The organism is Pseudomonas siliginis (assembly GCF_019145195.1).
GTDB lineage: Bacteria > Pseudomonadota > Gammaproteobacteria > Pseudomonadales > Pseudomonadaceae > Aquipseudomonas > Aquipseudomonas siliginis.
This window is the reverse complement of sequence record NZ_JAHSTW010000005.1, coordinates 199,756-223,677: the sequence shown is the minus strand read 5'-3', so window position 1 is coordinate 223,677 and position 23,922 is coordinate 199,756. Positions and strand designations below refer to the sequence as shown.

Here is a 23,922-nt window from a genome sequence, read left to right as displayed (position 1 = left end):
GGTTGCCTCCGGTCGCGGCGCCCCGGGGTTTGCGGGGGGCCAGAAATACACACGCCGCTATGGTGGGCGGCGTGGGTTTGGAGGGCTTTTAAATGGGGTTAGGGAGCGGTTGGCGACGTATTGTTGGCTTTCGGGTTTTGTATGTCGCTTTCGCAGAAATCAAAGAACTGAGCTACGAGAGTTTGAATTGGGCCGATTTTAGGTAATTCCTCCTTAGTAAACCCCATCGCTCGCATGGTTTCGTTGTGGCAGATGGCATTCAAGACGTGGAGGACGGGAGGCTCTTCTGCTTCGATGGACAACCGTCTGCCTGCGACGTCAAGCAAACGCTCTTCCGATTCCGCACCGAGCATTAGCTTTTCTAACTCCACATATTTGCGCATAAAGTCTGTGTGGTCCCTCGCGCGGGAAGCGCTGCTAAGCACCAAATTTATGGAAGCAAAAACGGTTACAAGGCCAGAGGCAATGAGCGCAATCTCCTTTGAATTCTCTTGGAGCGTGCCATAAACCGCAACGGAGCCAAAAATCAATGACAGCATGTTAGAAATTTTATCTAACCGGTCAAAAAATGAACGGCGTCGCTGGTGATATCGGATGGAGCAACGCACGCTAAAAAGCGCTGCATACCAACGGTCGGCTAAGGCTTCCGTTGTCGTCTCCATCGTCACTTTCCCCTACCGGGGCGCTTTGGCGGAGTGAGTGTGTCTACCACGTCAGAATTTCCCCTTCTTCTTTTGTCATCGGAGCTTCGACTCGACCCGCTTTCATCTGACTTGTTGGTGTTGCCACGACCCTGATCTTTAGGTTTGTCATGAATGCCACTCTTTTCCTTGCTCACTGGATGACTCCTTTCTTGGTTTAGTGTTGAGGCGAGTTTGACTGTAGGTGATCGCCAGGAAATATGTATCTATTTCCTGAGGCCGAAACGAGTTTTTGATGCTCATTCCGCTGCGACGAGCATGAGCGCGAGACAACCGAACGCACCGGTCGCGATCAACGCATATGTTTTTAGGGCTTCTGGCAGGTGATCTTTCATCGAGAAGGTAATGGCGGCGATACTGATGCAGGCGATGCCGGTTTTTAGCAGGCGTCGGTTGTGGTGGTATTGGTGGATAAGCGCTGTTTGTTGGGCGGCGAGCTGATCGCAGTTGATGCAGTGGGTAGGCTGGGCGCATTCGCTGGGTGGCGGTGGGTGTTTGGGGGTGTGGCTGTCGAGGCTGGGGTGGCCGAGGTGGATGTGGCCTCGGTTGCCTTTGATTTTGATGGTGAGTTGATGATCTTTTCCGTCCGTGGGGAGGTGTTGTATTTGTTCTGAAAGCCTGGCTGACAGTTTGCTGACCAGGTCTTCGTCCTCGCTTGGCATAGCGTTCCTTTTTCTATTTCAGCGATTGATGACCAACTTGAGGATGCGTTCGACGCGCGGTTGGTCGAATTGTTGTTCTTGGCCGAGGGCGTTGTAGATCTCGGCGGCCACTTCGGCCAGCTTTTTGGCGGGCCAGCGCCGGCCGGCCTGTTTGGCGGCGGCTTCGAGCATTTCGATGATGCGCCCCAGTTTTTCCCCGTCGATGGGCGCCCAGGCCGTTGCCGCGGGGTTGGGCACGAGGATTTTTTGCCCGGTGATGATGAAGTACAGGTCGGCGCCGGCTTGGCCGATGGCGGCCATGTAGTTGGTGTCGGGCACGCGTTCGCCTGCTTCGTAGAGCATTTGGGTTTTTTTGGTGACGCCGGCCAGGGCTGCGAAGTCGGTCTGGTTGAGGCCTAGTCGTGTCCGCTCGGCGCGTAGCCGCTCACAAAAGGAAACCATTCGGTTACCTAAATCCTTTTACTTGGAAACCGTTCGGTTCCATCATTAAACCACACCGTCCAACGACGAACGGCTACTTAGTCGGCACCAAGGCGGGTGCCGTTACCCCGGAGGGATTTTATGACGCTACGTACTGCTGATGAGGCCAGAGCTGAGCTTAAGGCTAAGGGTATTTCGATTACTCAGTGGGCGATCGCGAATCGCTTTTCGCCCAACCTTGTGTTCGAGGTGTTGGGTGGGCGCAAGAAGTGTGTGCGCGGTCAGGCGCATGAGATTGCTATCAAGTTGGGCCTTAAGGCCGGTGAGATTTGTGTCGACCCGGCGGCGGCTCTTGAGTCCTCGCGTTTCGTGGCGTGAGGTGCTGGATGACTGCGCATTTCGGTTGTGTGGAATCTACCGCTTTTAAACATTTGTTGAGACTGCGTGCGGACGAAAAAAAGAACTTTCCTACAAAAATCACACTATTTGCCACTTTTTTGCGCCCACCCGCTCGCAGGCTCAATGGGCGGACGCTGCGAGGCCTTGTTTTAAGCGGCGCCAATTTATCCTTTTTTGTTGTGCGATTTGTGTCGGTGCAGATCGGCGCGGGTTCGTGGGTGCGATCGTGAGCCGGCCGATGTCGGCGTCGGTTCGGGTGTTGCGCGTGTTGAAGGCACTGAAGGGCCACACGGTGACCGGGCTGAGTAACTCGGAGTTGGCGGCTTTAACCCAGGACAGTCCGAGCAATATTACGCGGGCGATGCAGACGCTGATTGAGGAAGGGTTGGCGCTGAAGCTGGATAACGGCCGTTTTGCTCATTCGGTGGGTGTGTTGCAGATCGCGCAGGCGCATGCCGAGCACATGGCGCGGTTGACAGGACGGATGCAGGAAATCAATCAGCGTATTGCCGCTGGATCGAGGATTTAAGGAGGTTGTATGGCACGGAGCAAGGGTAATTGCGCGCAGGCGCTGGAGTTGCCGGCGCTGGATGGTGAGCGGCTGACGGCGGATCAGAATGCGATGGCGTCGTTGCAGGCAATGCACGGCGCTGAGCGTGATGTGGTGAATCAGTTGTTGGGCCAGTCGCAGATGGCGGGTGCGCTGGAGGCGTTTTCCCGCACGGTGCGGATTTCGAAGTTGGCGTTTGTGAAGGAAAACAAGCTGTACCGGGCGTTGGCGGGCACTAAAAGTCCGCACGGTGCGCAGGTGTTGAGCGGCACGTGGGAGGACTTTTGCGGGTTGTTGGGCCGCTCGGTGGATCAGGTGGACCGCGATATTGCGAATGTGCGGGCCTTCGGTGAGGAGGCGCTTGAGTCGATGTCGCGCATGGGGATTGGTTATCGCGAGTTGCGTCAGTACCGCCAGTTGCCGCAGGACCAGCAGGCGGCGCTGGTTGAGGTGGCCAAGGCCGGCGACAAGGAGGCGTTTGTTGAGTTGGCTGAAGAAATTATTGCCCGGCATGCGCAAGAGAAAACGGCCTTGGGCCGACGCCTTGAAGAGACGACGGCGGATTATTCAGCGCAAAGCGAGTTGATGGCAAAGAAGTCTTCGGAGCTGGATGACGCACGCCAGGCGCTGGAGCGCTCGCGCCAGCAGGTGCAGGCGATGCCGGCCGATGAGGTGGCGAAGGCGTTGCGGGCTGAGGTGACGGCAATCGGTTTTGAGGTGGAGGCCTTTGTGTTGGGCCCGCTGCGTGAGGGGTTTGCGAAGTTGGCGGCGCTGGCGGCTGACGGTGAGGATCATCGGGCTTTTCAGGCGGGATTGGTTGGACAGTTGGAAGTGACGCTGGGCACGGTTCGCAGTGAGTTCAATTTGCTGAGTGCGGCTAACGGCAACGCGGCTTGGCTGACGGCTGCGGAGGCTTGAATGATGAATCCTGTACAGGTGCAGCAGTTGTTGGAAATTGCCCGTCGGTTGGATGCGGCGGTGCATGGCGAGCGTACGGCTATTTATGAGGCCGGCGCGGCTGCGTTGGGGGTGTCGCTTTCGACGCTGCAACGGCAGTTGCGGTCGGTGCGTGTGACGAAGCCGCGCAAACGCCGAGAGGATGCGGGTAGCAGCGTTTTACCTATTGAGGAAGCCCGACTGATTTCGGCGCTGTTGTTGGAGTCGATCCGGGCCAATAACAAGCAGTTGTCGACGATTATGCGAGCGGTCGAACGCTTGCGTAGTAATGGCTTGATCAAGGCCGGTCGCGTGGATGAGGTGACGGGTGTGTTTCAACCGCTGAGCCGCAGTTCGATTTGCCGGGCGTTGCACACTTATAAGTTGCACCCCTCGCAGTTGTTGCAGGACGCACCAGCGGTGTCGTTGGCGAGTTTGCATCCCAATCATGTGTGGCAGGTGGATGCGTCGATTTCGACGCAGTTCTATTTGGCTGATGACGGCGCGCAGGTGATGCACAAGGCTGAGTTTTACGACGGCAAGCCGGCGAATTTGAAGCGGATCGAGCGCCAGCGTTTGTGGCGTTATGTGGTGACCGATCATACGAGCGGGACGCTGTATGTGGAGTATGTGTTGGGCGCCGAGTCGGCGGAGAATTTGTGCAATGTGTTGATCAATGCCATGCAGAAGCGCGGCGCGACGGACCCTTTCCACGGTGTGCCGTGGATCCTGATGACGGACCCTGGCGCCGCGATGACGAGCGGCATTTTCCGCAATCTGTGCCGGGTGCTTTCGATTGATTTGGTGATCAATCGGGTCGGCAATGCCCGCGCCAAGGGCCAGGTTGAGCAGGCTCACAATTTGGTGGAGCGCGAGTTTGAGAGTGCATTGAAGTTTCAGCCGGCCAAGACGCTGGAGCAAATCAATACGTGGGCGTCGCGGTGGATGCAGTTCTTTAATTCGACGTCGATCCATACCCGCACGCGGCGCAGTCGCTATGGCGTTTGGCAGCTGATTACGCCAGAGCAGTTGCGCTTGGCGCCGAGTGTTGAGGTGTGCCGTGAGTTGGCGGTGTGCACGCCGGAGCGTCGCAAGGTGAGTAATTTGCTGCGGGTGTCGTTCCGTGGCGCGTCGTTTGATGTGAGTTCGGTGCCGGATGTGATGGTTGGAGAGACGCTGCTGATTACGCGCAATTGTTGGCGGGATAAGGATTCGGCGATTGCGGTGTTGGTGGGTGATGACGGCCGTGAGCATTTCCATGTGATCGAACGAATTGGCGTGGATGCGTTTGGCTTCGCTGATTCGTCGGCGGTGATCGGCCAGCAGTTCAAGCGCCACGCGGATACGCCTGCGCAGGTGTCGCGCAAGGTGTTGGAGCAGCTGGCGACCGAGACGAGTTGCGAGGCGGATGCGCAGGCGGCGCGCAAGGCGAAGGCTGTGCCGTTCGGTGGGCGGATCGATCCGCACAAGTATGTGAGTGACACGGTGCTGCCGGCTTATCTGCCACGCCGTGGTTCGACGTTGCATGTGGATGCGCCGACGGTTGAGGTGGTGCCTTTGAGTGTGGTCGAGGCGGCGAAACGGCTTCGGCCGAAGTTGGGCCAGTTGTGGTCGCCGCAGTCTTACGGCTGGTTGTTGGAGCGCTTTCCTGAGGGGGTGCCGGAGGATGAGCTTGAGGCAGTTGAGGCTGAGTTGAGACGGCCTGTCGAGGTCAGGTGCAGGCCGTTCAGTTCGGTTGGGGGTGTGTGATGTTGAAGTTGAAAGGGATTTTGCAGGGTGTGGGCCAGCCGCAGGCGGCGTTGGCGCAGTCGTTGGGCGTGAGCAGTGCGGCGGTGGCGCAGTTGGTGAATCACAATTTGTGGCCTCGCCGTTTGGAGGGTGAGGTGTTGCGTGGCCGGATTCGTGCTTTTTTATCGGCCTCTGGTGTTAACGATGCCGCGATTGCTGCCGCGTTTGATGAGGCGGATGCGCCTGTTCTGAAGCCTGTTGCCAAGCCCTGTGTGAATGTTGTGTCCAAGGAGGACGATTCGATGTTGTTGCCCAAGCAAACGCTCCAACCCGCGACGCGCAAGGCGTTCGGTTTGTTTCGTGACCCGTTCGATGAGTTGCAGAGCGCGGAGGATATGTGGGTAAGCCCGGATATTCGGTATGTGCGTGAGGCGATGTATCAGACGGCGCGCCACGGTGGCTTTTTGGCGATTGAGGGGGAATCGGGGGCCGGTAAAAGTACGCTTCGCCGCGATCTGGTGAATCGCCTTGCGCAGAAAAATGATGCGGTGTTGGTCATTGAGCCGTATGTGTTGGCGTCCGAGGATAACGATACGAAGGGCAAGTCACTGAAGAGTACGCATATCGCCGAGTCGATGATGGCGGCGGTGGCACCGCTGGCGAAACCGAAGAGCAGTCCCGAGGCGCGGTTCGCTCAGTTGCATCGGGCGCTGAAAGAGTCGCATGCGGCCGGGTATCGCCATTGTCTGGTGATTGAGGAGGCGCACAGTTTGCCGGTGCCGACGCTCAAGCACTTGAAGCGGATTCTGGAGTTGGAGGTGGGGTTCACGAAGTTGGTGAGCATCATCATGATCGGCCAGCCGGAGTTGGGGGTGAAGTTGAGCGAGCGCAATGCGGATGTGCGTGAGGTGGTGCAGCGCTGTGAGCGGGTGACGCTGGCGCCGGTGGATCGGTCGCGGTTGAAGGAGTTTCTGACGTTTCGGTTTGAACGGGTGGGCAAGGCGCTGGCCGATGTGATGGATGACGGCGCTGTGGATGCGATCGTGGCGCGGCTGTCTCAGCCGACTCGGCATGGTGGGCGCGATGGGTCTGTTTCGCTGCTGTATCCCTTGGCCATCGGCAATCTGTTGATTGCGGCGATGAATCTGGCGGTGCAGTTGGGTGTGCCGAAGGTGTCCGCCGATGTGGTCAAGGGGGTGTGATGTGGGGACTTTGAATCTGTCAGGTGGTTTGAAGCGTGAGCCGCTGAGTATTTTGGCTGAGGGGTTTCCGGTCATGCTTTCGGCTTTCAATGAGCTGGTGCGGGAGTTGCGCGGCGCTGGGGTCGAGGTCAGGGAGCAGCTGCTTTTGGATAATCAGGTGGAGATTGAGGCGGTCAGCGCGGATTTGTTTGTGGAGCGGTTTGGTGATCGGTTCAGGGGTGTTCGCTACTCGTCTGCGGGGCGGTTCACTCGTAATTCGGTGACTGTGCGCGGGGTGGATGTGGTTTGGCTCTCTTCGATCCGGGAGCAGCAGTGATGCGCGGCCTTGAGGATGCGGCGGTGCGGTATGGGTGAGTTGCGCAGTAAGGGGCCGGAGTTGTTGGTCGATCTGACTGAGCATGTGGCGGCGTCGTTGGTTGAGTTGGTGTCGATGGAGGGTGACGCGGCGCGGCATGTGGCTCAGGAAGTGGCCGATCGGATGGCGGCGCACTGGGGTGGGCAGAATGTGTATTTCCCGATGGGGCTGGCGGGTAAGTTGAGCCGGCGCGATCGGCAGATCTTCGAGGAGTTCACTGGGACGAATCATAGTGATCTGGCGAGGAAGTATGCGGTGTCGCTGCAGTGGATCTACAAGATCGTGAAGGCGGTCAGGAAGGATGAGGTGGCGCGCCGCCAAGTGGATATGTTCGCCCCGTCGGTCGAGGACTGACGGGGCGTTTTTCATTGCAGTGGGTGCAAGGGAATTGCAGGAGGTGTCCCGGTTTGTGCCAGGGTGGCCCGGCTTATGTCGGGATTACCTCGGTTATGGGGTGTGGTTTTGGTCAGGCGTTAACATTTTGGGGGCATATCCGTTGCTGCGGTAACGGCTGCTTAGGGTTCCGCCCTTACGGCGGGTCACCTTTTTCAAACGCCAAAAAGGTAACCCAAAAGGCTTGCTCCTACGTTCGGCCCTCGCAGGCTCGGGTTCCTTCGCTGCGGGACTGATCCGGGCGCAGCGGCTACGGTTTGCTTCGCTGCACCTCCTTCCGTTGTGTTCGACTTCGTCGAACGGTCGCTGCGCTCCCACGCCCGGATCAATCCCTCCGCTCAGCCTTCCGACGTCGCCGGTGGATCAAGATCAAAAGCACTCGAGCTTGCGCTCATTGTTGAGTGGGGCGGCTTCGCCGCGGGCAGCTGCGCTGCTTTGCTTTTCTGCTTTTTGTGGGAGCGAGCCTGCTTGCGAAGGCGGCCTGACAGCCGACCTGATTCTTGTGGTTGTACCCAGTCCAACTGTAGGAGTGAGCCTGCTCGCGATGACGCCCTGACAACCGGCCACTATCTACCGACCGGACTCAATCCCTGTGGGAGCTGGCTTGCCAGCGATGGCAGCCTCCAAGTCGACCAATCCCCCACTGATGTACCCGATCCAAATGTGGGAGCGAGCCTGCTCGCGAAAGCTCCCTTCCAGACGACATCAAACCACCTGCCTGTCAGAGGCAATCCCTGCACTTAAACATCATCAAATAGCCACGTTTAAACTACACGATCCGTTACGCCATCCCGGCTACAACTCCTTGCGCCATTGCCTACGCCTACGCCAGAATCCGCCGGCTTACGCGCTATGAGGTTGGCTATATCGTTTCTAGGTCACTGACAAAAAGCAGTGATCGGGTTTGGTAGCCCGTCTCTAAGCGTCATGACGCCATATGCAGTCTCTGTAGAGACTCGATTTATGGTGGCCATGCGTGGGGCTCCTTCGGGAGCGCCGGGTTTCCTGCTTAGACCGGTCTACCAACCTGCGTATGGTCGCCACCCTCGTTTGGTAGCGAGAGTGATGACTCCTTATTTTCTAAGTAGGAGCTTCATCTATGTTCAAAGTAACCCCCAACCCGCCACCCTCCCACGACCGCGCACTAGACCCGCAAAAAATCCAGGAAGCCACCGACCGCGCCCTCGATTACTACCTCAAACCCGAAGATCTGGCCGCTCCACCAAGCTCTCCAAAATATCGCCCGATCTATGTCGTGGACCCCACGCTGGATGACGAAACCCTGTTGGTCGAGGCCTGCGAGTCGCTTTCATACGCGCATGCCATGGCCGGTAACATCGCCAACTCGATAGGCGGCCCGGAACGCAAACCACTGCTGGCGCTGCAACAGGTGATCATGCTCAATGAACTGTTGGTCAATCGACTGCTGGATAAGCTGAAGTTGCCTCAATAATTTCGTTGGTTTTTATGGCCTCTTCGCGAGCAGGCTCGCTCTCACAGGGGATTGTCGTCGGACACAAATCTGTGATCCCACTACGTTCCGAAGTGGGAGCGAGCCCTGCTCGCGAGGGTGGTTTGCCGAGCACTATCAATTTCAGACAGTTAATAAAAAAACTGGAAGCTTTTACCCGGTTTTGCAGGCTCAGATGATCGCAGCCTGCCACAGCTCTTACGGATGATCGGTATGGACGGTGCGCAGGTAGCGATCTTTCGCTTGTTGCTGATCTCGATCAGCTCTTTGAATCACAAATCATCCAGATCGGGAAAGAAAATCCTGCCTAGTGCCCAGGGTTCAACGATTTCACAATGCAGGGTACGCAAAAATGACCCCCACTCGCTTCGGTTATGGGCATCCGGGCCGGTGATCGTCAGTAGCAAGTACTCATCCCGAAAAGAGTCATAGGCATAAATCAGCCAAAAGTCATTGTCAGCATCATTTACCAATGCTGTCCGGTAATACTGACGATTGATTTTTGCCCATCGAGCCTGCAGTGCCTGTGTACTGGCAAGGTGGATATGGTGCATGTCGTTCAGATCGAGTCGTTCATCCCGTCCGAAAATGGCAGGTAATTCATCGCAGATTTTGTAGTTGTAGAAGTGTGCAGCGAAGTTTTGCCAGTTATTGATTCGTTCAAAAAGTGCAGAGATTTTGATTGCTGGCATTCAGGCCTACTTTGTGATCGGTAGCCTGCCAGTGATCACAAATTTATCGAACACTTTCTGCCCATCACGCGCGGCTTGCCGAACATCGAGGAATGTCAGTTCTTCACGAACTTCCTTTTTGCTGGGTTTGTCGGTTTTTCGAGTGGTGGCCATCGGAGCCTCCGAAGGATGTGTATTCATGCTGACCAGCTTATGTGAATAAGTTTTGACCGGCAAACGATAGAACCTAGCCTCAGCGCGCACCAGTCGGCTCGTTCTGGCGCAGTTGTAGGCAGTATCTGTTTTGCTTGAGTGAGATCGACGTCGGCATAGAAGGCCTCTTCGCGAGCAGGCTCGCTCCCACAGGGGATTGTCGTCGGACACAAAACTGTGGTCCCAAGCAGTTCCAATATGTGAGCGAGCTAGTTCGCGAAAGCGGTCTGCCAAGTATCATCACTTTCAGACAAGCAACAAAAACCCGGAGGCTCTCGCTTTCCGGGTTTTTTGTTTTCGCCAGTTCAATCAGCGGTTAAACCGCGCCACCAACGAATACTGCGTGTTGGCCGTCTTCGTCAGTTCTTCACTGAGCAACGCCGAGTTGTGCGCTTGTTCCGAGGTCTGATCGGCCAGTTCCGAAATATTGCTGATGTTGCGGCTGATCTCCTCAGCCACGGCACTTTGCTCTTCCGTCGCAGCAGCAATCTGCGTTGTCATGTCGGTGATGTTGGCCACCGCTTCGCTGATGCCGACCAGTGCCTGATCCGCTTCCAGTACCCGTGCCACGCCTTCTTCAGCCTGGCGATGGCCGGCTTCCATGGTCTGCACGGCGCTGGAGGCGGTCTGTTGCAACTTGGCGATCAGGGCATGGATCTGCCCGGTGGATTCGCTGGTGCGTTGCGCCAGTTGACGGACTTCGTCAGCCACGACCGCAAAACCACGGCCCATTTCACCGGCACGCGCCGCTTCAATCGCAGCATTGAGGGCGAGCAGGTTGGTCTGGTCGGCGATGCCTTTGATCACGTCGACCACACCGCCGATTTCGTCGCTGTCCTTGGCCAGTTGCGTCACGGTCAGGCCGGTTTCGCCGACGACCACCGACAGGCGCTGAATCGCTTCGCGGGTTTCCCCGGCAATGTCGCGGCCACGGCCGGTCAGGCGGTTGGCTTCCTGGGTGGCGTCAGCGGTGCGCTGTACGTGGCTGGCGACTTCCTGGGTGGTGGCGGCCATCTGGTTGACGGCGGTGGCGACCTGTTCGGTTTCCACGCGCTGGCGTTCCAGGCCGGTTGAGCTGTTGTGTGCCAGGGCGTCGGACTGCTTGGCCTGTTCGGTCAAGTGCTCGGCGGTGTCCTGCAAGCGGGTCAGGCAGGTTTTCAGGCGTGCTTCCTGGCTGAGGATCGACATTTCCAGACGCGCCTGGGCGCCACGGCTGTCGGTGTACATCTGCGCGATCAGCGGGTCGGAGGTGGTCTGTTCGGCCAGGCGCAGCAGGCGCTTGAGCCCGCGTTGCTGCCATTGCAGGCCCATCAGGCCCAGCGGCACCGACAAACCGGCGGCGAGAGCGAAGCCCCACTGCGAGTTGAGCGTCGCGCCAATCATGAAGCTCAGCTAGCTGACCAGAATGAACGGCAGCCAGTCCTGCAGGAGCGGCAGCCATTTGTCCGTCGAAGGAATCGCCGACTTGCCCTGGTTGATGCGTTGGTAGAGCGCTTCGGCGCGGCGGATCTGTTCGGCGGTGGGCTTGACGCGCACCGACTCGTAACCGATCACCTGATTGCCGTCGAACACCGGTGTTACATAGGCGTTAACCCAATAGTGGTCACCGGACTTGCAGCGATTCTTGACGATGCCCATCCATGGCAAGCCTTGTTTCAGTGTGCCCCACATGTGCGAGAACACCGCCGACGGCACGTCAGGGTGACGGACCAGATTGTGCGGCGCCCGGATCAATTCCTCCCGCGAAAACCCGCTGATCTCGACAAAGTCGTCGTTGCAGTAGGTGATCACGCCCTTGGCATCGGTGGTGGAAATCAACCGTTGCTGAGCTGGAAAGGTCCGCTCGCGTTGTGTAATGGGCTGGTTGTTACGCATGGTTTTTCAATCCGCAAGGCTTTGAATGGTTGTCGGCGCCGACAGGTTTTTATTGAAGTTTTTTTTCAGATTTAAGTACGGCGTCGCAAAACCGCGCTTGCGTCAACTGGCCAGCATCGGATAGGTGAACAGGCCGAAGTGCAGCAGGTTCAGGCCGAAATGGGTGGCGATCGCCGCGCCCAGTCCGCCAAAACGGTAGGCCAGACCATAGCCGACCCCGGCCAGTCCCGCCAGCAACACCCAGGTCCAGCCAGCGCCGGCATGCACCAGACCAAACAACAGCGAGGCCAACAGCAGCGCGAGGTTGTCGCCGTAGGGCAGGTGCTTGAAGCGACGGCTCAGCCCGCCCTGTATATAGCCGCGAAACAGCGCTTCCTCGACCAGCGTCACCAGCAGCAGGTTGTTCAGCACCCACAGCCAGGCCTGATCCGGCCACTTCGGCGCCCAAGCGATTACGCCGAGCAACAATGCGCCGCCAAGGGCGAGAATCGCGCACAGCGTCAGGGCGAGGGCAGTGGCATAGACCGTCAGGCGCAACGAACGCCGCGCGACGATCCACGGGCACACCAGCAGCAACCAGAAGCCCACCAGCGGTTTGTCGAGATTGAAGTACATCGCGAACGGCACGGCGTTGTCAGTGAAACGTTGCGGATTGATCACGCGGCCGTTGGCGAAGCCCGGCAGCCAGTGCATCGCCAGTGCCACCGCCAAAACGATGAACAGGCCATGGCCGAGCCAGCGCGCGACTGGCACTTGCTGCTGGCGCACGGCGAATGCGGCGAACAGCAAAAGCCCCACGGAGATCAATGCCAGCCAACCGAGCTGGCCGTAACTCAGGGCCAATCCATAACCGAGGCCGAGCAGCGCGAGATAGAGCCAGGGCAGCGCCTTCATCGAAAGTCCTTGTGCGAGATTTCTGGAAGGGGCTTTCTACACGGGCGAGGGAGGTGGGACAAGTGAAGGTGTGGCAGTGATGCCAGACACAAATCAAATGTGGGAGCGAGCCTGCTCGCGAATGCGGTCTTCCAGATGACGTCACTGGCGACTGACACTCCGCTTTCGCGAGCAGGCTCGCTCCCACAGGTTTTGCATTCGGCTGAAGATCAGCGCAGGCCCAGTTTGGCCGCCGCGCGCTCGGTAATCTCCGTACGCAATTTCAACGAAGGCGCCGCGCGCAACCGCGCCTCATCGACCACCGCGCTCGGCGCCACGTCCGGGCTCCCAGCGTTGAACGGCGGTGCCGGGGCATATTCCAATTGCAACTGCACCAGTTGCGCCGTATCGGCATCGACCAGTTCCGCTGCCAGCACCAAGGCGAAATCGATGCCAGCGGTGATTCCGCCACCGGTAAACAGATTGCCGTCGCGTACCACCCGATCCTTCACCGCAACCGCGCCCAGGGTCGGCAGCAACTGGTGATATGCCCAATGCGTGGTCGCGCGCTTGCCCTGCAACAGACCCACCGCGCCGAGCACCAGCGAGCCGGTGCACACCGAGGTCACGTAACGTGCCTGCGCGGCCTGGCGCTTGATGAAATCCAGCGTCTGCTGATCTTCCATCAGCGGCCCGACACCACTGCCGCCGGGCACGCAGATCACATCCAGATCCGGGCAATCCTCAAAGGTCGTAGTCGGTTTCAGCAGCAGCCCGGTGCTGGATGTCACTGGCATCAGATCCTTCCAGATCAGGTGGACCTGCACGCCGGGCAACGAGGCGAGGACGTCGTAAGGGCCGGTGAGGTCGAGTTGCTGAACCTGTGGGAATAACAGAAAACCGATCTGCAGCGTCATCGTTCTTGCTCCGTTGAAAGAAGTGGACGACTGCACTGTAGGCGCGTAGGTTCTGGCGCATACGCCAATCACCCCACGAATTACGCCAAATGCCCAAAGCCATTCACGTTCTCGCGTTTGCCAACATGCAGATTCTTGATGTCACCGGGCCGTTGCAGGTGTTCGCCTCGGCCAACGATCTGGCTCGCCAGCGCGGCATGCCGACGCCCTATGCGCCGAGCGTGATTGCCAGCGGTGGCGGGGCGGTGATGTCATCGGCGGGGTTGGCGGTGCTCGCCGAACCGTTGCCACAAACGCCCAGCGACACCTTGATCATCGCCGGTGGCTGGGGCATTTATCCCGCCGCCGAAGACTCGCAACTGGTCGACTGGGTGCGCGAGCACGGCACTCATTGCCGGCGCGTGGCTTCGGTATGCACCGGGGCCTTTCTACTCGCGGCCAGCGGCTGGCTCGATGGCCGCCGCGTGGTCACCCACTGGACGCGCTGCGAGCAACTGGCCGCGCAGCATCCGAATCTGCACGTGGAAGCCAATCCGATTTTCATCAACGACGGCCCGGTGTGGACTTCCGCCGGTGTCACGGCAGGCATCGATCTGGCGTTGGCCATGGTCGAAGAAGACCTCGGCCGCGACATCGCCCTCGACGTCGCCCGGCATTTGGTCGTCTTCCTGAAACGCCCGGGCGGGCAGTCGCAATTCAGCGTGACGCTGGCGCTGCAACAACAGGGCAACCGCTTCGATGAACTGCACGCCTGGATCGCCGAAAACCTGACCTGCGACCTCGGCATCCCGACCCTTGCCGAACAGGCCGGCATGAGCGAGCGCAGTTTTATCCGCCACTACCGCGCCGACACCGGCCAGACCCCGGCGCGGGCGATCGAATTGATCCGCGTCGAAACCGCCCGCCGACTGCTCAGCGATACCGGCTTGCCGGTGAAACGCATCGCCGCCAATTGCGGCTTTGGCAGCGAAGAGACGTTGCGGCGCAGTTTTCTGCGAGCGATTGGCGTGACACCGCAGGCTTATCGAGAGCGGTTTTCGGTCAGCGTTGCAGCAGATCCAGTATCGCCTTGAGGGTTTCCTGCGGCGCTTCTTCAGGAATGTTGTGGCCGACACCCGCCAGCACGCGCCGCTCATAGAAGCCGCTGAAATGTTCGGCATCTTCATCAATCAGCGAAGGCGGGCCGACGCCATCATCGGCGCCGCACAGCGAAATGCTCGGCACGCTGATCACCGGCTGTGTGGCCAGCGCTTCTTCCATCCACTCCAGGGCTGGATCGCCCGGGGCGTAGCCGAAGCGATGCCGATAGGAATGAATCACCACGTCGACAAAGTCAGGATTATCAAAAGCGCCAGCGGTCAGCGGGTAGCGTTCATCCTTTCGCGCCCATGTCGGCGACCACAGCCGCCAAAGCAACTGACACAACTCCCGGCGATTCTGCTTAAGGCCCTCGACGCCACGCGGCGTGTGGAAGTAGTACTGATACCAGAGCCGATGCTCGTCTTCGGGGTCCAACGGCTGTTTCGCATGGGCGATGTCCTGCACGAGGTAGCCGTCGCCGCTGACCAGCCCGCGCACTCGCGCCGGAAACAACGCCGCGACAACACACGCTGCCCGACCGCCCCAGTCATAACCGCAAAGCGTGGCCTGTTCGATGCCCAGCGCATCCATCAGATCGAGCAAGTCCTGCGCCATCGCAGCTTGCTGACCGGAGCGCAGGGTTTGCGCACTGTTGAACCGGGTCGGCCCGTAACCGCGCAAGTACGGCACGATGACGCGGTAGTCTCGCGCGGCCAGCGCCGGGGCGACTTCGTCGAAGGTGCGCGGGGAATAGGGGAAGCCGTGGAGCAGAATCACCGGGGCGCCGTTGTTCGGACCGTGCTGTTCGTAGGCAATGGTCAGAAAAGGCGTAAGGACTGACTGAATCATGACTGTCAACTCCGTGCAAACGTCTTCCAAACCCTAGACCATCGGATAGACTGCGCAGCTCATTCTGTCGACTGGCTTCAAGGACGATACATGTCACTCAAAACGCTGCTTGTTATGTCGGGACTTGTCGTGATGCTGACCGGTTGCGCATCGCCGCCACCGGCATTGCCGGACACCCCGCAGCGCCGTGAACTGATGGAACGCATGTTTGCCAAGTCGACGATCATGCTGTCCTTCAAGGAGTTGGACGCACGGTCCGCCGCTGTGCCGGGCGAACCGCAACGCCAGCTCAGCGCCGATGAGGCATTGGCCAGCCATAAGCAACAAATGAATGTAGACCTGCCGGCGGCGTACTGGGAGCAGCGCCGTGCAAACCTCGCGCAACTTATCGATGCCAGAGCAAAAGGTGAAGCCATAGGTCTGGCGACATACAAGCAAAAGTACTTCGAGCAATTGTCCCTGGCACCGACGCCAATGCTCGCGGCGCTGGCCAATGCGCCGAGGATGGACGCGCTGGCAGAGTTTCCATTGGTGCTGCCCAATGATCATCAGCTCAGTTACTTCTACCTGATGACCGTTGCGGATGAAACGTTTTGGGAAATCGAGCAGTTCTACCAGCACATGGCCGATCTGGACGCCCAGTACGGCGTCTGTGCCCTGTACCCGGATTGCTACCGCCCGGACTTCCGCACGGCTAAGCCTCAAGCTCCGCGACCTGATTGAAATATTTCGTCCGATCCGGTGTAAACGTCACCTTCATCTTCGTCCGCGAGCACGTCAGCGAACGCTCCTGCGCCAGATCGATATCCAGATCTTCGCCACGCAGTCCCTGCCACTGCGCAAGATATTTCAGTGAGCCGTACTTCTCGTTTTTTTTCAGGCTGCGACTGACGCCACCCTTCCAGCCAAGCACCGGCAATTCATCGGCCAGGCAGCGCTGGGCCACTTCGGGAAAGCGTTCGGCGCGCTGGCGGCCGATTTCCCAGCATTTGATCAGGCCTTGGTCGGCGGCTTCCCATAGCTGGGTGCGGCTCAGCCCGGTGCGAAGAGGGGAGTCGATGGTGCGCTGGACGTGATGAGGCATTCCGCTTCCTTGAATTCGGGTGTGGTTGGACAGCTCCGCTGTGCCCGTTGCTTTGGATGGTAGGTGTGGATGTAACGGCTGGCAACAAGGTATTTCGGCGTGTAAGCGTACGTTGCGTGAGGCGTTTCAACGTGACGTGAGTGGTTTTTGCAGGTGCGGTTTTTACACAGACTGTCGCCAGACGTAACCGGCGTACGGGTTTAACAGCGGATACGGGCCTGAGCCAGTTGTCTGGCATGCAGGCCCATTGTGGAAAAAATACCTGTCGACCAGAGATCGGTCTGACAAGCGCTGGCGAAAAAGCGCTCACCGCTATGGCTGCCAGGAACTCTTCTCGCCACTCAACTTGCGATCAAGAAAGCTCGCTGCACTGATCAACGCCAGATGCGTCAGCGCTTGCGGCGTGTTGCCCAGGTGCCGCCCATGGCTGTCGAACTCTTCGGCGTATAGCCCAAGCGGATTGGCATATCGCAGCAATTGCTCGAACTCCAGGTGGGCTTTTTCCACCTGGCCGGCGCGGGCCAGGCATTCGACGTACCAGAACGAACACGCGGCGAACGCGCCTTCGGTGCCGCTGAGGCCATCGATGTTGGCGTCTTCGTTGCGATAGCGATAGACCATGCCGTCGCGCACCAGGGTTTTTTCGATCGCTTCGAGGGTCGACAGCCAGCGCGGATCCTTGGCGCTGACGAAGCGCACCAGCGGCATCAGCAGCATCGAGCCATCCAGTGCGGTACCACCCTTGTACTGAACGAAATGCCCGCGTTCTTCGTTCCAGAAGTTGTCCCAGATGTCGGTGTAGATCGCTTGCCGGGTGTTATCCCAACGGGCGAACGGCGCCGGCAGCGAACGCTTGGAAGCCAGACGGATCGCACGGTCCAGCGCCACCCAGCACATCAGCCGCGAGTGCAGGAAATGATGGGTTTCACCGCGCATTTCCCAAATGCCAACATCTTCGCTCTGCCAGTTTTCGCAGACCTGATCGACCACTTCGCCGACGTGCCGCCAGCCTTCGTGGGAAATCGCATCACCGTACTTGTTGACCAGATACACCGCGTCCATCAGCTCGCCGAATATGTCCAGTTGGACCTGATCGTAGGCACCATTGCCGATCCGCACCGGTTGCGCGCCGCCGTGGCCGGACAGGTACGTGAGTTCGGTTTCCGGCAACTCCTGCTGGCCGTCGATGGCATAGAGGATGTTGAGTTTCATCGGTTTGCCGCAGCAATCGCTGACCCGACCACGCAGCCACTGCATGTAATGGTTGGCCTCATCGACGAAGCCCAGGCGCATGAACGCATACACGGTGAACGAAGCGTCGCGGATCCACGTGTAGCGGTAATCCCAGTTGCGTCTGCCGCCGGGTGTTTCCGGCAGGCCGAAGGTGGCGGCGGCGAGGATCGCACCGTGGCGGCGTGAGGTCAGCAGTTTCAGGGCGAGGGCGGAGCGATTGACGATTTCCCGCCAGCGCCCGCGATAGTTGGATTGGCCGATCCAGCCACGCCAGTATTTGAGGGTGCGCTCCATGCACAACTCGCCGGCGCCTTCGGCAAAACGCGGATCGTCGCTGCCGCCGAGCATGAACGCGGCGGTTTCATTGTGCTTGAGGGTGAACTGCGCGACGGCCGCTTGCGCATCGATTTGCAGTGCCTGATCTGAAGCCAGGCGTATCGACGGCTGGCCAGCGGCGTGGAACGTTACGTCTTTTTCGTCCATTTCTGCCCGGGTGTCGGCGCGGCCGTAGTCGTGGCGCACCGCGCAACGCAGATTGAACGTCGCCGAGCCGCTGACCACGCGCACCCGGCGCATCAGTACCGGCAGTGCGTCGACATCGTCACCGATGGGCAACAGATCGGTGATTTCCACCACCGCGTGTTCGCTCAGCCAACGGGTCTGCAAGACGTTGGTGTCGGGCAGATAAATCTGTTCTCGGCGCGCGTCCGGCAAGTCTGGCGCGAGCTGGAAAATCCCTGCTTCAGGGGTGTCGAGCAGCGAGCAGAAGATCGTCGGGCTGTCGAACTCCGGCCAGCAGAAAAAATCCACGCTGCCCTTGTCGTTGACCAGTGCGGCGCTGCGCATGTCGCCGATGATGCCGTGGGCACCGATGGGACTTTGTTGTTCCATTTCAGGCTCAGCCATTGCCGCGAAACTCCGGATAGAGGCTCATCCCGCCATCGATGAACAGGGTGGTGCCGACGATGTAATCGGACAGATCGGAAGCGAGGAAAACCACCGCGTTGGCAACATCCTCGACATCGCCAATGCGCCCGTAGGGAATCAGTTCGAGGAGTTTTTCGCCGGCTTCGCCTGCGGTGGCGTCAGCGTTGATCGCGGTGCTGATCGCACCGGGCGCAATGCTGTTGATGCGGATGCGCTGGTGGCTGACTTCCTGGGCGAGGCTCTGCATCAACTGATCGACGCCGCCCTTGGACGCCGCGTAATTGACATGCCCGGCCCATGGAATGCGCTGGTGCACCGAACTCATGTGAATGATCTTGCCCGCCGCGCGCGACACGCCTTCGCGCACGCCCTGACGCTGGAAAATCCGCAACGCCTCCCGCGCGCAGAGGAACTGCCCGGTGAGGTTGACGCCGATCACCGTGTTCCAGTCGTCGAGCGTCATGTCCACGGCAGCGGCGTCTTTTTGCAGGCCGGAGTTGGCCACCAGAATGTCCAGCGAGCCGAAGGCTTCGACGGTCTCTTTGAACAGCCTTTCGACCTCTTCTTCTTTCGAGACATCGGCGCCGATAGCGAGGGCCTTGCCGCCCTCAGCGTTGATTTGCGCGGCCAGTTCTTCGGCAGGTTCGGCGCTGCTGTTGTAGTTGATCACGACCGCAGCACCGGCCGCAGCGAGTGCTTTGGCGGCGGCATGGCCGATGCCGGAGCTGGCACCGGTGACAAGCGCCACCTGATGAGCGAGGGAAAACTGCATGACGATTCGCGCCTTGGTTCCAGAGACTTAAGTAGCTGACTGATGGCAGACGCTGAGAGTTCATTTGCTGGATGCGGTGATTGCGCCGGCCCCTTCGCGAGCAGGCTCGCTCCCACCGGGGGACGGCATTTCGAATGTGCGAGCGAAGGGGCCTTCACAGACCGCTAACAATTGCGCGCTTCCACGGCATTCAAGGCTATGGCAACTTGGCCGCCCCTGATGAGGCTGCAATCAATGGCAAACCCCTATCGCGAATTGTTCACCGCCCCCGGTGCCCGTGCGTTTGTGCTGGCCGGGATGCTGGCGCGCATGCCGATTTCCATGACCGGCATCGGCCTGATCACCATGCTCGCGCAGTTGAACGGCGGTTATGCGCTGGCGGGTGCGGTGGCGGCGACGTTTGCTTTGGCCACGGCGTTTTGCGCGCCGCAGGTATCGCGGTTGGTGGACCGTTATGGGCAGGGGCGGGTGCTGCCGATCGCAGCGCTGACCGGTGGCGGCGGGTTATTGATGTTGCTGCTGTGCACGCGTGTGCAGGCGCCGGATTGGACGTTGTTCGTCTTCGCCGCGCTGGCCGGGTGCATGCCGAGCATGTCGGCGATGGTGCGGGCGCGCTGGACCGAGATCTACCGTGGCCAGCCGCAATTGCAGACGGCGTATGCCCTGGAGTCGGTGCTCGACGAAGTGTGTTTTATCGTCGGGCCGCCGCTGTCGGTGGGCCTGTCGGTCGCGGTGTTTCCCGAGGCCGGGCCGCTGGCGGCGCTGTTGGCCCTGGCCATCGGCGTGACGGCGTTTGTCGCCCAGCGCAGCACCGAGCCGCCCGTGCACGCGCAGGAGTCGCAGCATCAGGGCTCGATCATTCGCTCGACCGACGTGCAATGGCTGCTGGCGTTGATGTTGGCGATGGGCGTGATCGTCGGGGTGATCGACGTGGTCAGCGTCGCCTTCGCCCAGCACCAGGGCCAGCCGGCAGCGGCCAGTATTGTCTTGTCGGTATACGCGATCGGTTCATGCTTGGCCGGCATCGCCTTCGGTGCGATGCGTTCGAAACTGCCGTTGCCGCGCCTGTTTCTCTACGGCGGTGTGGCGACGGCAGTGACCACGCTGCCGCTGCTTTTGGCGAGCAACATCCTCGGCTTGTCGATCGCGGTATTTATCGCCGGGCTGTTCTTTTCGCCGACGTTGATTGTTGCGATGGCGTTGATCGAACGCATCGTGCCACCAGCCAAACTGACCGAAGGCCTGACCTGGCTGGTGACCGGACTGAGCATCGGCGTGGCGATCGGCGCCGCTGGTTCCGGCGCGCTGGTGGATGCGTTCGGCGCGCGCAGCGGCTTCTGGCTGGCGATTGCGGCGGGGGCGGTGGTGCTGATTTCAGCGTTCCAAAGTTTCCGTCACTTGAAATGAAATTCCACTGTGGGAGCGAGCCTGCTCGCGAAGGCGGTGTGTCAGTAAATATCTTCATACCTGATACGACGCATTCGCGAGCAGGCTCGCTCCGACAGTTATTTTGCGGTGTTACCAGCCGCGGCCTGAGTCGACCCAGAAGTTGACTGACAGCGAAGTCGACACCGACTCCACCTGATGGAACCAGCCCTCTGGCAAAAACAGCAGATCCCCAGCCTCCAGCGTCACCCGCAGAAACGTCACCTCCCGCGCTGCCGGGAAACGTTCATAGTCCGGCGCGTCCGGGTTGAAATCGCAGCCATCCAGGCCTCCCTTGGGCGCGGTCGACCAAGTGCCCAGTGCCTCGCGGTGATGCGGCGCGGCAAGGGTGAATTTCTTCTGTCCCCAGACCTGCGCGAAGAGGTTGTCGGTGTCATCGCGGTGCAACGGCGTCAGCGTGCCCTTGGGGCCGATCCAGATGCGTGGCGGGATGAACAGCGACGTGTCGAAGTAGGGCGGGTACTGGATCTGCTCCAACAATTGCGCCGGCAGGATGTTGTTGCCCATGTACGCCGGCGGCTCGCCGTCCGCGCCCTTGACCGCCGGGCTGTCCAGCGAGGCGATGAACTCGGCCATTGAGGTCGAGCGGAAATCACGCTCGGTGGAAAAGGTCTTCTTCACGTAATCGCCATGGCGGGTGATGCCTTGCAGCTCGGCGAAATGCACCAGCGATTCCTCGCGGCTCAGGCTGAACAATGGCCAGTCGTGCAGGGCATTGCTGATCACCAACGGAATGCCGTTGGGCAAATAACGAGTTTCGAATTCGTGCCGGCTCAACTCGGCGCGCGCACGACGTTCGACGCTGGTCTGGCGAGGCAGCGCGGCAGTGAGCTTTTCGCTGAAGCGTGGCGGCGTCGGGTAGCGCTTGTTCATGTCGACCTTTGCCACCGTGCCGCCACCCTGGCGGGCGTGGTCGATGATCTGCGGCAACATCGTCGCCAGGCCCATGTTGCCGCCGATCTTCAGGCGCCCGCTGGCGAACAGTTCCTCTACATTGACCACGCCGGCCATGATCCCGAGAAAATCTTTTTCCGCGACTTCGATGGTCACGTCCGGGCTCGGGTGGCGCCCGGCTTCCGTGCGCCGGCTGGACTTGATGTCATACCAGTACGCCTGTTGCCCACTGAAGATGAACTGGAAAACCCCCTCGATGCCGACCGCGCCGGCGTTGGCGAACAACTTGCCCAGAATGCTCTGCAGGTCCACGGTGATTCCCTCGCGATTGTTGTTTTTTTCCTGAACAGGCAACGAGCGGCTGGCGGCGGAATTTAGCGGCCGGGCGACTAATTTGTCCGGCCAGTGATCCGTCTTTCTTGCAGACACATTTTTCAAGGAAAGCGCGGTGACCAAGCTGACATTGCTGTGCCTGCCCTATTCGGGCGCCAGCGCCATGGTTTACAGCCGCTGGCGGCGTCAACTGCCGACGTGGCTGCAATTGCAACCGGTGGAACTGCCGGGGCGTGGCGCGCGGTTCGATGAACCGCTGCAAACCGACATGCGCGCACTGGCGCGGCAACTGGCGCGCGAGCACAAAGCGGGGCTGCAAGGCCCGTATGCGTTGTTCGGGCATAGCCTCGGTGCGTTGCTGGCCTGCGAAATGGCCCATGCCTTTCGCGAATTGGGTGTGCCGGAGCCGCTGGCGCTGTTCGCCTCCGGCACCGCCGCGCCGTCCATGCGCAGCGATTACGACCGCGGCTTTGCCGAACCGCGCAGTGATGAAGAACTCATCGAACAGTTGCGCACCTTTCAGGGCACCAGCGAAGAAATCCTCGCCAATAAAGAGCTGATGAGCCTGACCCTGCCGGTGCTGCGCGCCGATTTCATGATGTGCGGCCGCTTTACGCCTGCCGAGCGGCCCTTGCTCAATTGCCCGGTGCACGTGCTCGGTGGCAAGGAAGACCGCGCCACCACCGAACAACTGATCGGCTGGAGCAAGGAGACCCTGGGCAGTTTCTCGGTGGACATGATGACCGGCGGGCATTTCTTCATTCATGAGCACGAGGCGCGGGTCATTCGCACGATCAAGACCCATCTGGAAGTGCATCACCGACGCCTTGCGCAGGCCGTGCAACCGGCGTTCTGAGACGCGCCTCATCTATCATTTTCAGGAGGCCAGTCATGGCTGTTGCTCTGGGATTTTCCGTGCGGCCACTGCTGCCGCAGCGCGGGCGCTTGCCGCTGCTGGTCGAGGCGAGCGATGCCGACACCGATCTGCTGGCGGTATTCGATGAATTGAAGGCCTTGGTTGACGAGCACCTGCTGCGCGACGGTGGCGTGCTGTTTCGCGGCTTCCGCCTCGACGGTGCCGAGCAGTTTCGCCAGTTTGCCGCGAGTTTCGGCCATCCATTGCTCAACTACGAGTTCGGCTCGACGCCGCGCACCAACGTCACTCAAGGCGTGTACACCTCCACCGAATACCCGGCGCACCAGAGCATTCCGTTGCACAACGAACAGGCCTATTCCCGCGACTGGCCGATGAAAATCTGGTTCTACAGCATGATCGCCGCCAAGTCCGGCGGCGAGACGCCGATTGCCGACAGTCGCGAAGTGTACCGGCGCATCCCCGTGGCGATCCGCGAGCGTTTCGTCAGTAAAGGCCTGATGTATGTGCGCAACTTCGGCAACGGCCTCGACGTGGCGTGGGAAGACGTGTTCAACACCGAAGACCGTGAAGTCGTCGAGGTCTACTGCAAGGCCCACGGCATTGTCTGCGAATGGAAGGACGACGGTGAGCTGCGCACGCGGCAGACCTGTCAGGCGGTGGCGGTGCACCCGGTGACCGGCGACCACGTCTGGTTCAATCAGGCGCACCTGTTTCACATCTCCAACCTGCCAGCGGACGTGCGCGAAAGTCTGCTCGATATCGTTGACGAAGAAGACCTGCCGCGTAATGTCTACTACGGCGACGGCTCGCCGATCGAAGACGAAGTGCTGGCGCAGATTCGCGCGGTGCTCGACGACTGTGCGATCAGTTTCCCCTGGCAGGAGGGCGATGTGCTGATGCTCGACAATATGCTCTCGGCTCACGCGCGCTCACCGTTCGAAGGGCCGCGCAAAGTCATCGTGGCGATGGCCGAGGGGCATTCGCAGGACGTGCGCTGACCTGTTCGCAACCCTTCAACTCAAATGCCGAATCCGGGCCTGTACCGGCTTCGGCATTTGTCT

Annotated in this window: 27 protein-coding genes; 13 read left to right on the top strand and 14 right to left on the bottom strand. The window is 59.9% G+C overall.

The window, feature by feature from the left end:
- Window positions 1-98: 98 nt before the first annotated feature.
- The 3 genes from KVG87_RS12420 to KVG87_RS12410 all read right to left on the bottom strand — a co-directional run bounded on the left by KVG87_RS12420 (window position 99) and on the right by KVG87_RS12410 (window position 1,681).
- On the bottom strand, window positions 99-662 hold the full coding sequence (locus KVG87_RS12420) for a hypothetical protein (protein WP_217850926.1): 564 nt from the start codon (window positions 660-662) through the stop codon (window positions 99-101).
- A gap of 278 nt (window positions 663-940) precedes the next feature.
- Window positions 941-1,363 (bottom strand): hypothetical protein, encoded by a 423-nt coding sequence (locus KVG87_RS12415; RefSeq protein ID WP_217850924.1) that lies wholly within the window; start codon window positions 1,361-1,363, stop codon window positions 941-943.
- A gap of 18 nt (window positions 1,364-1,381) precedes the next feature.
- Entirely contained in the window at window positions 1,382-1,681 is a 300-nt protein-coding gene (locus KVG87_RS12410) for a hypothetical protein (protein WP_217850922.1), read from the bottom strand.
- A gap of 243 nt (window positions 1,682-1,924) precedes the next feature.
- Here KVG87_RS12410 and KVG87_RS12405 point away from each other — a divergent pair, with 243 nt between their 5' ends.
- From KVG87_RS12405 to KVG87_RS12370, 8 genes are all read left to right on the top strand, one after another.
- The gene (locus KVG87_RS12405; protein ID WP_041478373.1) at window positions 1,925-2,161 is read left to right on the top strand and encodes a DNA-binding protein; all 237 of its coding nucleotides are present in this window, start codon (window positions 1,925-1,927) and stop codon (window positions 2,159-2,161) included.
- A 259-nt stretch (window positions 2,162-2,420) separates the two neighbouring features.
- Window positions 2,421-2,711 (top strand): helix-turn-helix domain-containing protein, encoded by a 291-nt coding sequence (locus KVG87_RS12400; protein WP_221264906.1) that lies wholly within the window; start codon window positions 2,421-2,423, stop codon window positions 2,709-2,711.
- Window positions 2,712-2,759: 48 nt separating this feature from the next.
- The gene (locus tag KVG87_RS12395; RefSeq protein ID WP_437180898.1) at window positions 2,760-3,650 is read left to right on the top strand and encodes a hypothetical protein; all 891 of its coding nucleotides are present in this window, start codon (window positions 2,760-2,762) and stop codon (window positions 3,648-3,650) included.
- Window positions 3,651-3,653: 3 nt separating this feature from the next.
- Entirely contained in the window at window positions 3,654-5,417 is a 1,764-nt protein-coding gene (locus KVG87_RS12390) for an integrase catalytic domain-containing protein (protein WP_217851063.1), read from the top strand.
- Complete coding sequence (locus KVG87_RS12385; RefSeq protein ID WP_217850917.1) at window positions 5,417-6,598, top strand: ExeA family protein; 1,182 nt, start codon at window positions 5,417-5,419, stop codon at window positions 6,596-6,598. The genes KVG87_RS12390 and KVG87_RS12385 overlap by 1 nt, the downstream gene beginning before the upstream one ends.
- Window position 6,599: 1 nt before the next feature.
- Window positions 6,600-6,914 (top strand): hypothetical protein, encoded by a 315-nt coding sequence (locus KVG87_RS12380; RefSeq protein ID WP_241150601.1) that lies wholly within the window; start codon window positions 6,600-6,602, stop codon window positions 6,912-6,914.
- A 30-nt stretch (window positions 6,915-6,944) separates the two neighbouring features.
- Window positions 6,945-7,307 carry a Mor transcription activator family protein gene (locus tag KVG87_RS12375; protein ID WP_217850915.1) on the top strand — a complete coding sequence of 121 codons (363 nt, stop codon included), beginning with the start codon at window positions 6,945-6,947 and terminating at the stop codon, window positions 7,305-7,307.
- A 1,138-nt stretch (window positions 7,308-8,445) separates the two neighbouring features.
- Window positions 8,446-8,799 carry a DUF6124 family protein gene (locus tag KVG87_RS12370; RefSeq protein WP_016773880.1) on the top strand — a complete coding sequence of 118 codons (354 nt, stop codon included), beginning with the start codon at window positions 8,446-8,448 and terminating at the stop codon, window positions 8,797-8,799.
- A gap of 290 nt (window positions 8,800-9,089) precedes the next feature.
- On the opposite strand, the gene KVG87_RS12365 is transcribed toward KVG87_RS12370, so the two are convergent.
- The 6 genes from KVG87_RS12365 to inhA form a co-directional block, all read right to left on the bottom strand.
- Window positions 9,090-9,509 (bottom strand): type II toxin-antitoxin system YafO family toxin, encoded by a 420-nt coding sequence (locus KVG87_RS12365; protein ID WP_217850913.1) that lies wholly within the window; start codon window positions 9,507-9,509, stop codon window positions 9,090-9,092.
- A 6-nt stretch (window positions 9,510-9,515) separates the two neighbouring features.
- Window positions 9,516-9,662, bottom strand: a complete 147-nt coding sequence (locus KVG87_RS12360) for a hypothetical protein (RefSeq protein WP_163005103.1) — start codon at window positions 9,660-9,662, stop codon at window positions 9,516-9,518.
- A gap of 348 nt (window positions 9,663-10,010) precedes the next feature.
- On the bottom strand, window positions 10,011-10,715 hold the full coding sequence (locus KVG87_RS26210; RefSeq protein WP_437180899.1) for a methyl-accepting chemotaxis protein: 705 nt from the start codon (window positions 10,713-10,715) through the stop codon (window positions 10,011-10,013).
- A gap of 378 nt (window positions 10,716-11,093) precedes the next feature.
- Window positions 11,094-11,576, bottom strand: a complete 483-nt coding sequence (locus tag KVG87_RS26205; RefSeq protein WP_437180897.1) for a PAS domain-containing protein — start codon at window positions 11,574-11,576, stop codon at window positions 11,094-11,096.
- A gap of 102 nt (window positions 11,577-11,678) precedes the next feature.
- The gene (locus tag KVG87_RS12350; RefSeq protein ID WP_217850911.1) at window positions 11,679-12,470 is read right to left on the bottom strand and encodes a CPBP family intramembrane glutamic endopeptidase; all 792 of its coding nucleotides are present in this window, start codon (window positions 12,468-12,470) and stop codon (window positions 11,679-11,681) included.
- 209 nt (window positions 12,471-12,679) lie between these two features.
- Complete coding sequence (gene inhA, locus KVG87_RS12345; RefSeq protein ID WP_217850909.1) at window positions 12,680-13,366, bottom strand: isonitrile hydratase; 687 nt, start codon at window positions 13,364-13,366, stop codon at window positions 12,680-12,682.
- Between the two features lie 89 nt (window positions 13,367-13,455).
- Between inhA and KVG87_RS12340 the strand changes: the two genes are divergently transcribed.
- A complete protein-coding gene (locus tag KVG87_RS12340; RefSeq protein WP_217850907.1) occupies window positions 13,456-14,439 on the top strand; it encodes a GlxA family transcriptional regulator in 984 nt (327 codons plus the stop codon).
- On the opposite strand, the gene KVG87_RS12335 is transcribed toward KVG87_RS12340, so the two are convergent.
- Window positions 14,408-15,295, bottom strand: coding sequence for an alpha/beta fold hydrolase (locus KVG87_RS12335; RefSeq protein ID WP_217850905.1), 888 nt, complete (start codon window positions 15,293-15,295; stop codon window positions 14,408-14,410). The genes KVG87_RS12340 and KVG87_RS12335 overlap by 32 nt on opposite strands.
- 90 nt (window positions 15,296-15,385) lie before the next feature.
- Between KVG87_RS12335 and KVG87_RS12330 the strand changes: the two genes are divergently transcribed.
- Complete coding sequence (locus KVG87_RS12330; RefSeq protein WP_217850902.1) at window positions 15,386-16,018, top strand: hypothetical protein; 633 nt, start codon at window positions 15,386-15,388, stop codon at window positions 16,016-16,018.
- On the opposite strand, the gene KVG87_RS12325 is transcribed toward KVG87_RS12330, so the two are convergent.
- The 3 genes from KVG87_RS12325 to KVG87_RS12315 all read right to left on the bottom strand — a co-directional run bounded on the left by KVG87_RS12325 (window position 15,990) and on the right by KVG87_RS12315 (window position 19,311).
- On the bottom strand, window positions 15,990-16,379 hold the full coding sequence (locus tag KVG87_RS12325; protein ID WP_217850900.1) for a hypothetical protein: 390 nt from the start codon (window positions 16,377-16,379) through the stop codon (window positions 15,990-15,992). The genes KVG87_RS12330 and KVG87_RS12325 overlap by 29 nt on opposite strands.
- 312 nt (window positions 16,380-16,691) lie before the next feature.
- Window positions 16,692-18,518 (bottom strand): glycoside hydrolase family 15 protein, encoded by a 1,827-nt coding sequence (locus KVG87_RS12320; RefSeq protein WP_217850898.1) that lies wholly within the window; start codon window positions 18,516-18,518, stop codon window positions 16,692-16,694.
- The gene (locus KVG87_RS12315) at window positions 18,511-19,311 is read right to left on the bottom strand and encodes a glucose 1-dehydrogenase (RefSeq protein WP_217850896.1); all 801 of its coding nucleotides are present in this window, start codon (window positions 19,309-19,311) and stop codon (window positions 18,511-18,513) included. The genes KVG87_RS12320 and KVG87_RS12315 overlap by 8 nt, the downstream gene beginning before the upstream one ends.
- A gap of 234 nt (window positions 19,312-19,545) precedes the next feature.
- On the opposite strand from KVG87_RS12315, the gene KVG87_RS12310 reads away from it, so the two are divergent.
- Window positions 19,546-20,718, top strand: coding sequence for an MFS transporter (locus KVG87_RS12310; RefSeq protein ID WP_073474040.1), 1,173 nt, complete (start codon window positions 19,546-19,548; stop codon window positions 20,716-20,718).
- A 111-nt stretch (window positions 20,719-20,829) separates the two neighbouring features.
- On the opposite strand, the gene KVG87_RS12305 is transcribed toward KVG87_RS12310, so the two are convergent.
- Window positions 20,830-21,963: a cupin-like domain-containing protein gene (locus KVG87_RS12305; protein ID WP_217850895.1), complete on the bottom strand. Its 1,134-nt coding sequence runs from the start codon at window positions 21,961-21,963 to the stop codon at window positions 20,830-20,832.
- Window positions 21,964-22,099: 136 nt separating this feature from the next.
- Here KVG87_RS12305 and KVG87_RS12300 point away from each other — a divergent pair, with 136 nt between their 5' ends.
- Window positions 22,100-22,840: a thioesterase II family protein gene (locus tag KVG87_RS12300; protein WP_217850894.1), complete on the top strand. Its 741-nt coding sequence runs from the start codon at window positions 22,100-22,102 to the stop codon at window positions 22,838-22,840.
- Between the two features lie 35 nt (window positions 22,841-22,875).
- On the top strand, window positions 22,876-23,859 hold the full coding sequence (locus tag KVG87_RS12295) for a TauD/TfdA family dioxygenase (protein WP_217850893.1): 984 nt from the start codon (window positions 22,876-22,878) through the stop codon (window positions 23,857-23,859).
- Window positions 23,860-23,922 lie beyond the last annotated feature (63 nt).

What these genes read in the sequence shown, in the direction of transcription:
- KVG87_RS12330 (WP_217850902.1), top strand. Translation starts at nt 15,386, where the DNA reads ATGTCACTCAAAACGCTGCTTGTTATGTCGGGACTTGTCGTGATGCTG.
- KVG87_RS12400 (WP_221264906.1), top strand. Translation starts at nt 2,421, where the DNA reads ATGTCGGCGTCGGTTCGGGTGTTGCGCGTGTTGAAGGCACTGAAGGGC.
- KVG87_RS12325 (WP_217850900.1), bottom strand. Translation starts at nt 16,379, where the DNA reads ATGCCTCATCACGTCCAGCGCACCATCGACTCCCCTCTTCGCACCGGG.
- KVG87_RS12370 (WP_016773880.1), top strand. Translation starts at nt 8,446, where the DNA reads ATGTTCAAAGTAACCCCCAACCCGCCACCCTCCCACGACCGCGCACTA.
- KVG87_RS12320 (WP_217850898.1), bottom strand. Translation starts at nt 18,518, where the DNA reads ATGGCTGAGCCTGAAATGGAACAACAAAGTCCCATCGGTGCCCACGGC.
- KVG87_RS26210 (WP_437180899.1), bottom strand. Translation starts at nt 10,715, where the DNA reads ATGGCCGCCACCACCCAGGAAGTCGCCAGCCACGTACAGCGCACCGCT.
- KVG87_RS12420 (WP_217850926.1), bottom strand. Translation starts at nt 662, where the DNA reads ATGGAGACGACAACGGAAGCCTTAGCCGACCGTTGGTATGCAGCGCTT.
- KVG87_RS12310 (WP_073474040.1), top strand. Translation starts at nt 19,546, where the DNA reads ATGGCAAACCCCTATCGCGAATTGTTCACCGCCCCCGGTGCCCGTGCG.
- KVG87_RS12335 (WP_217850905.1), bottom strand. Translation starts at nt 15,295, where the DNA reads ATGATTCAGTCAGTCCTTACGCCTTTTCTGACCATTGCCTACGAACAG.
- KVG87_RS12365 (WP_217850913.1), bottom strand. Translation starts at nt 9,509, where the DNA reads ATGCCAGCAATCAAAATCTCTGCACTTTTTGAACGAATCAATAACTGG.
- KVG87_RS26205 (WP_437180897.1), bottom strand. Translation starts at nt 11,576, where the DNA reads ATGCGTAACAACCAGCCCATTACACAACGCGAGCGGACCTTTCCAGCT.
- KVG87_RS12360 (WP_163005103.1), bottom strand. Translation starts at nt 9,662, where the DNA reads ATGGCCACCACTCGAAAAACCGACAAACCCAGCAAAAAGGAAGTTCGT.
- KVG87_RS12350 (WP_217850911.1), bottom strand. Translation starts at nt 12,470, where the DNA reads ATGAAGGCGCTGCCCTGGCTCTATCTCGCGCTGCTCGGCCTCGGTTAT.
- inhA (WP_217850909.1), bottom strand. Translation starts at nt 13,366, where the DNA reads ATGACGCTGCAGATCGGTTTTCTGTTATTCCCACAGGTTCAGCAACTC.
- KVG87_RS12405 (WP_041478373.1), top strand. Translation starts at nt 1,925, where the DNA reads ATGACGCTACGTACTGCTGATGAGGCCAGAGCTGAGCTTAAGGCTAAG.
- KVG87_RS12295 (WP_217850893.1), top strand. Translation starts at nt 22,876, where the DNA reads ATGGCTGTTGCTCTGGGATTTTCCGTGCGGCCACTGCTGCCGCAGCGC.
- KVG87_RS12390 (WP_217851063.1), top strand. Translation starts at nt 3,654, where the DNA reads ATGAATCCTGTACAGGTGCAGCAGTTGTTGGAAATTGCCCGTCGGTTG.
- KVG87_RS12340 (WP_217850907.1), top strand. Translation starts at nt 13,456, where the DNA reads ATGCCCAAAGCCATTCACGTTCTCGCGTTTGCCAACATGCAGATTCTT.
- KVG87_RS12315 (WP_217850896.1), bottom strand. Translation starts at nt 19,311, where the DNA reads ATGCAGTTTTCCCTCGCTCATCAGGTGGCGCTTGTCACCGGTGCCAGC.
- KVG87_RS12415 (WP_217850924.1), bottom strand. Translation starts at nt 1,363, where the DNA reads ATGCCAAGCGAGGACGAAGACCTGGTCAGCAAACTGTCAGCCAGGCTT.
- KVG87_RS12375 (WP_217850915.1), top strand. Translation starts at nt 6,945, where the DNA reads ATGGGTGAGTTGCGCAGTAAGGGGCCGGAGTTGTTGGTCGATCTGACT.
- KVG87_RS12385 (WP_217850917.1), top strand. Translation starts at nt 5,417, where the DNA reads ATGTTGAAGTTGAAAGGGATTTTGCAGGGTGTGGGCCAGCCGCAGGCG.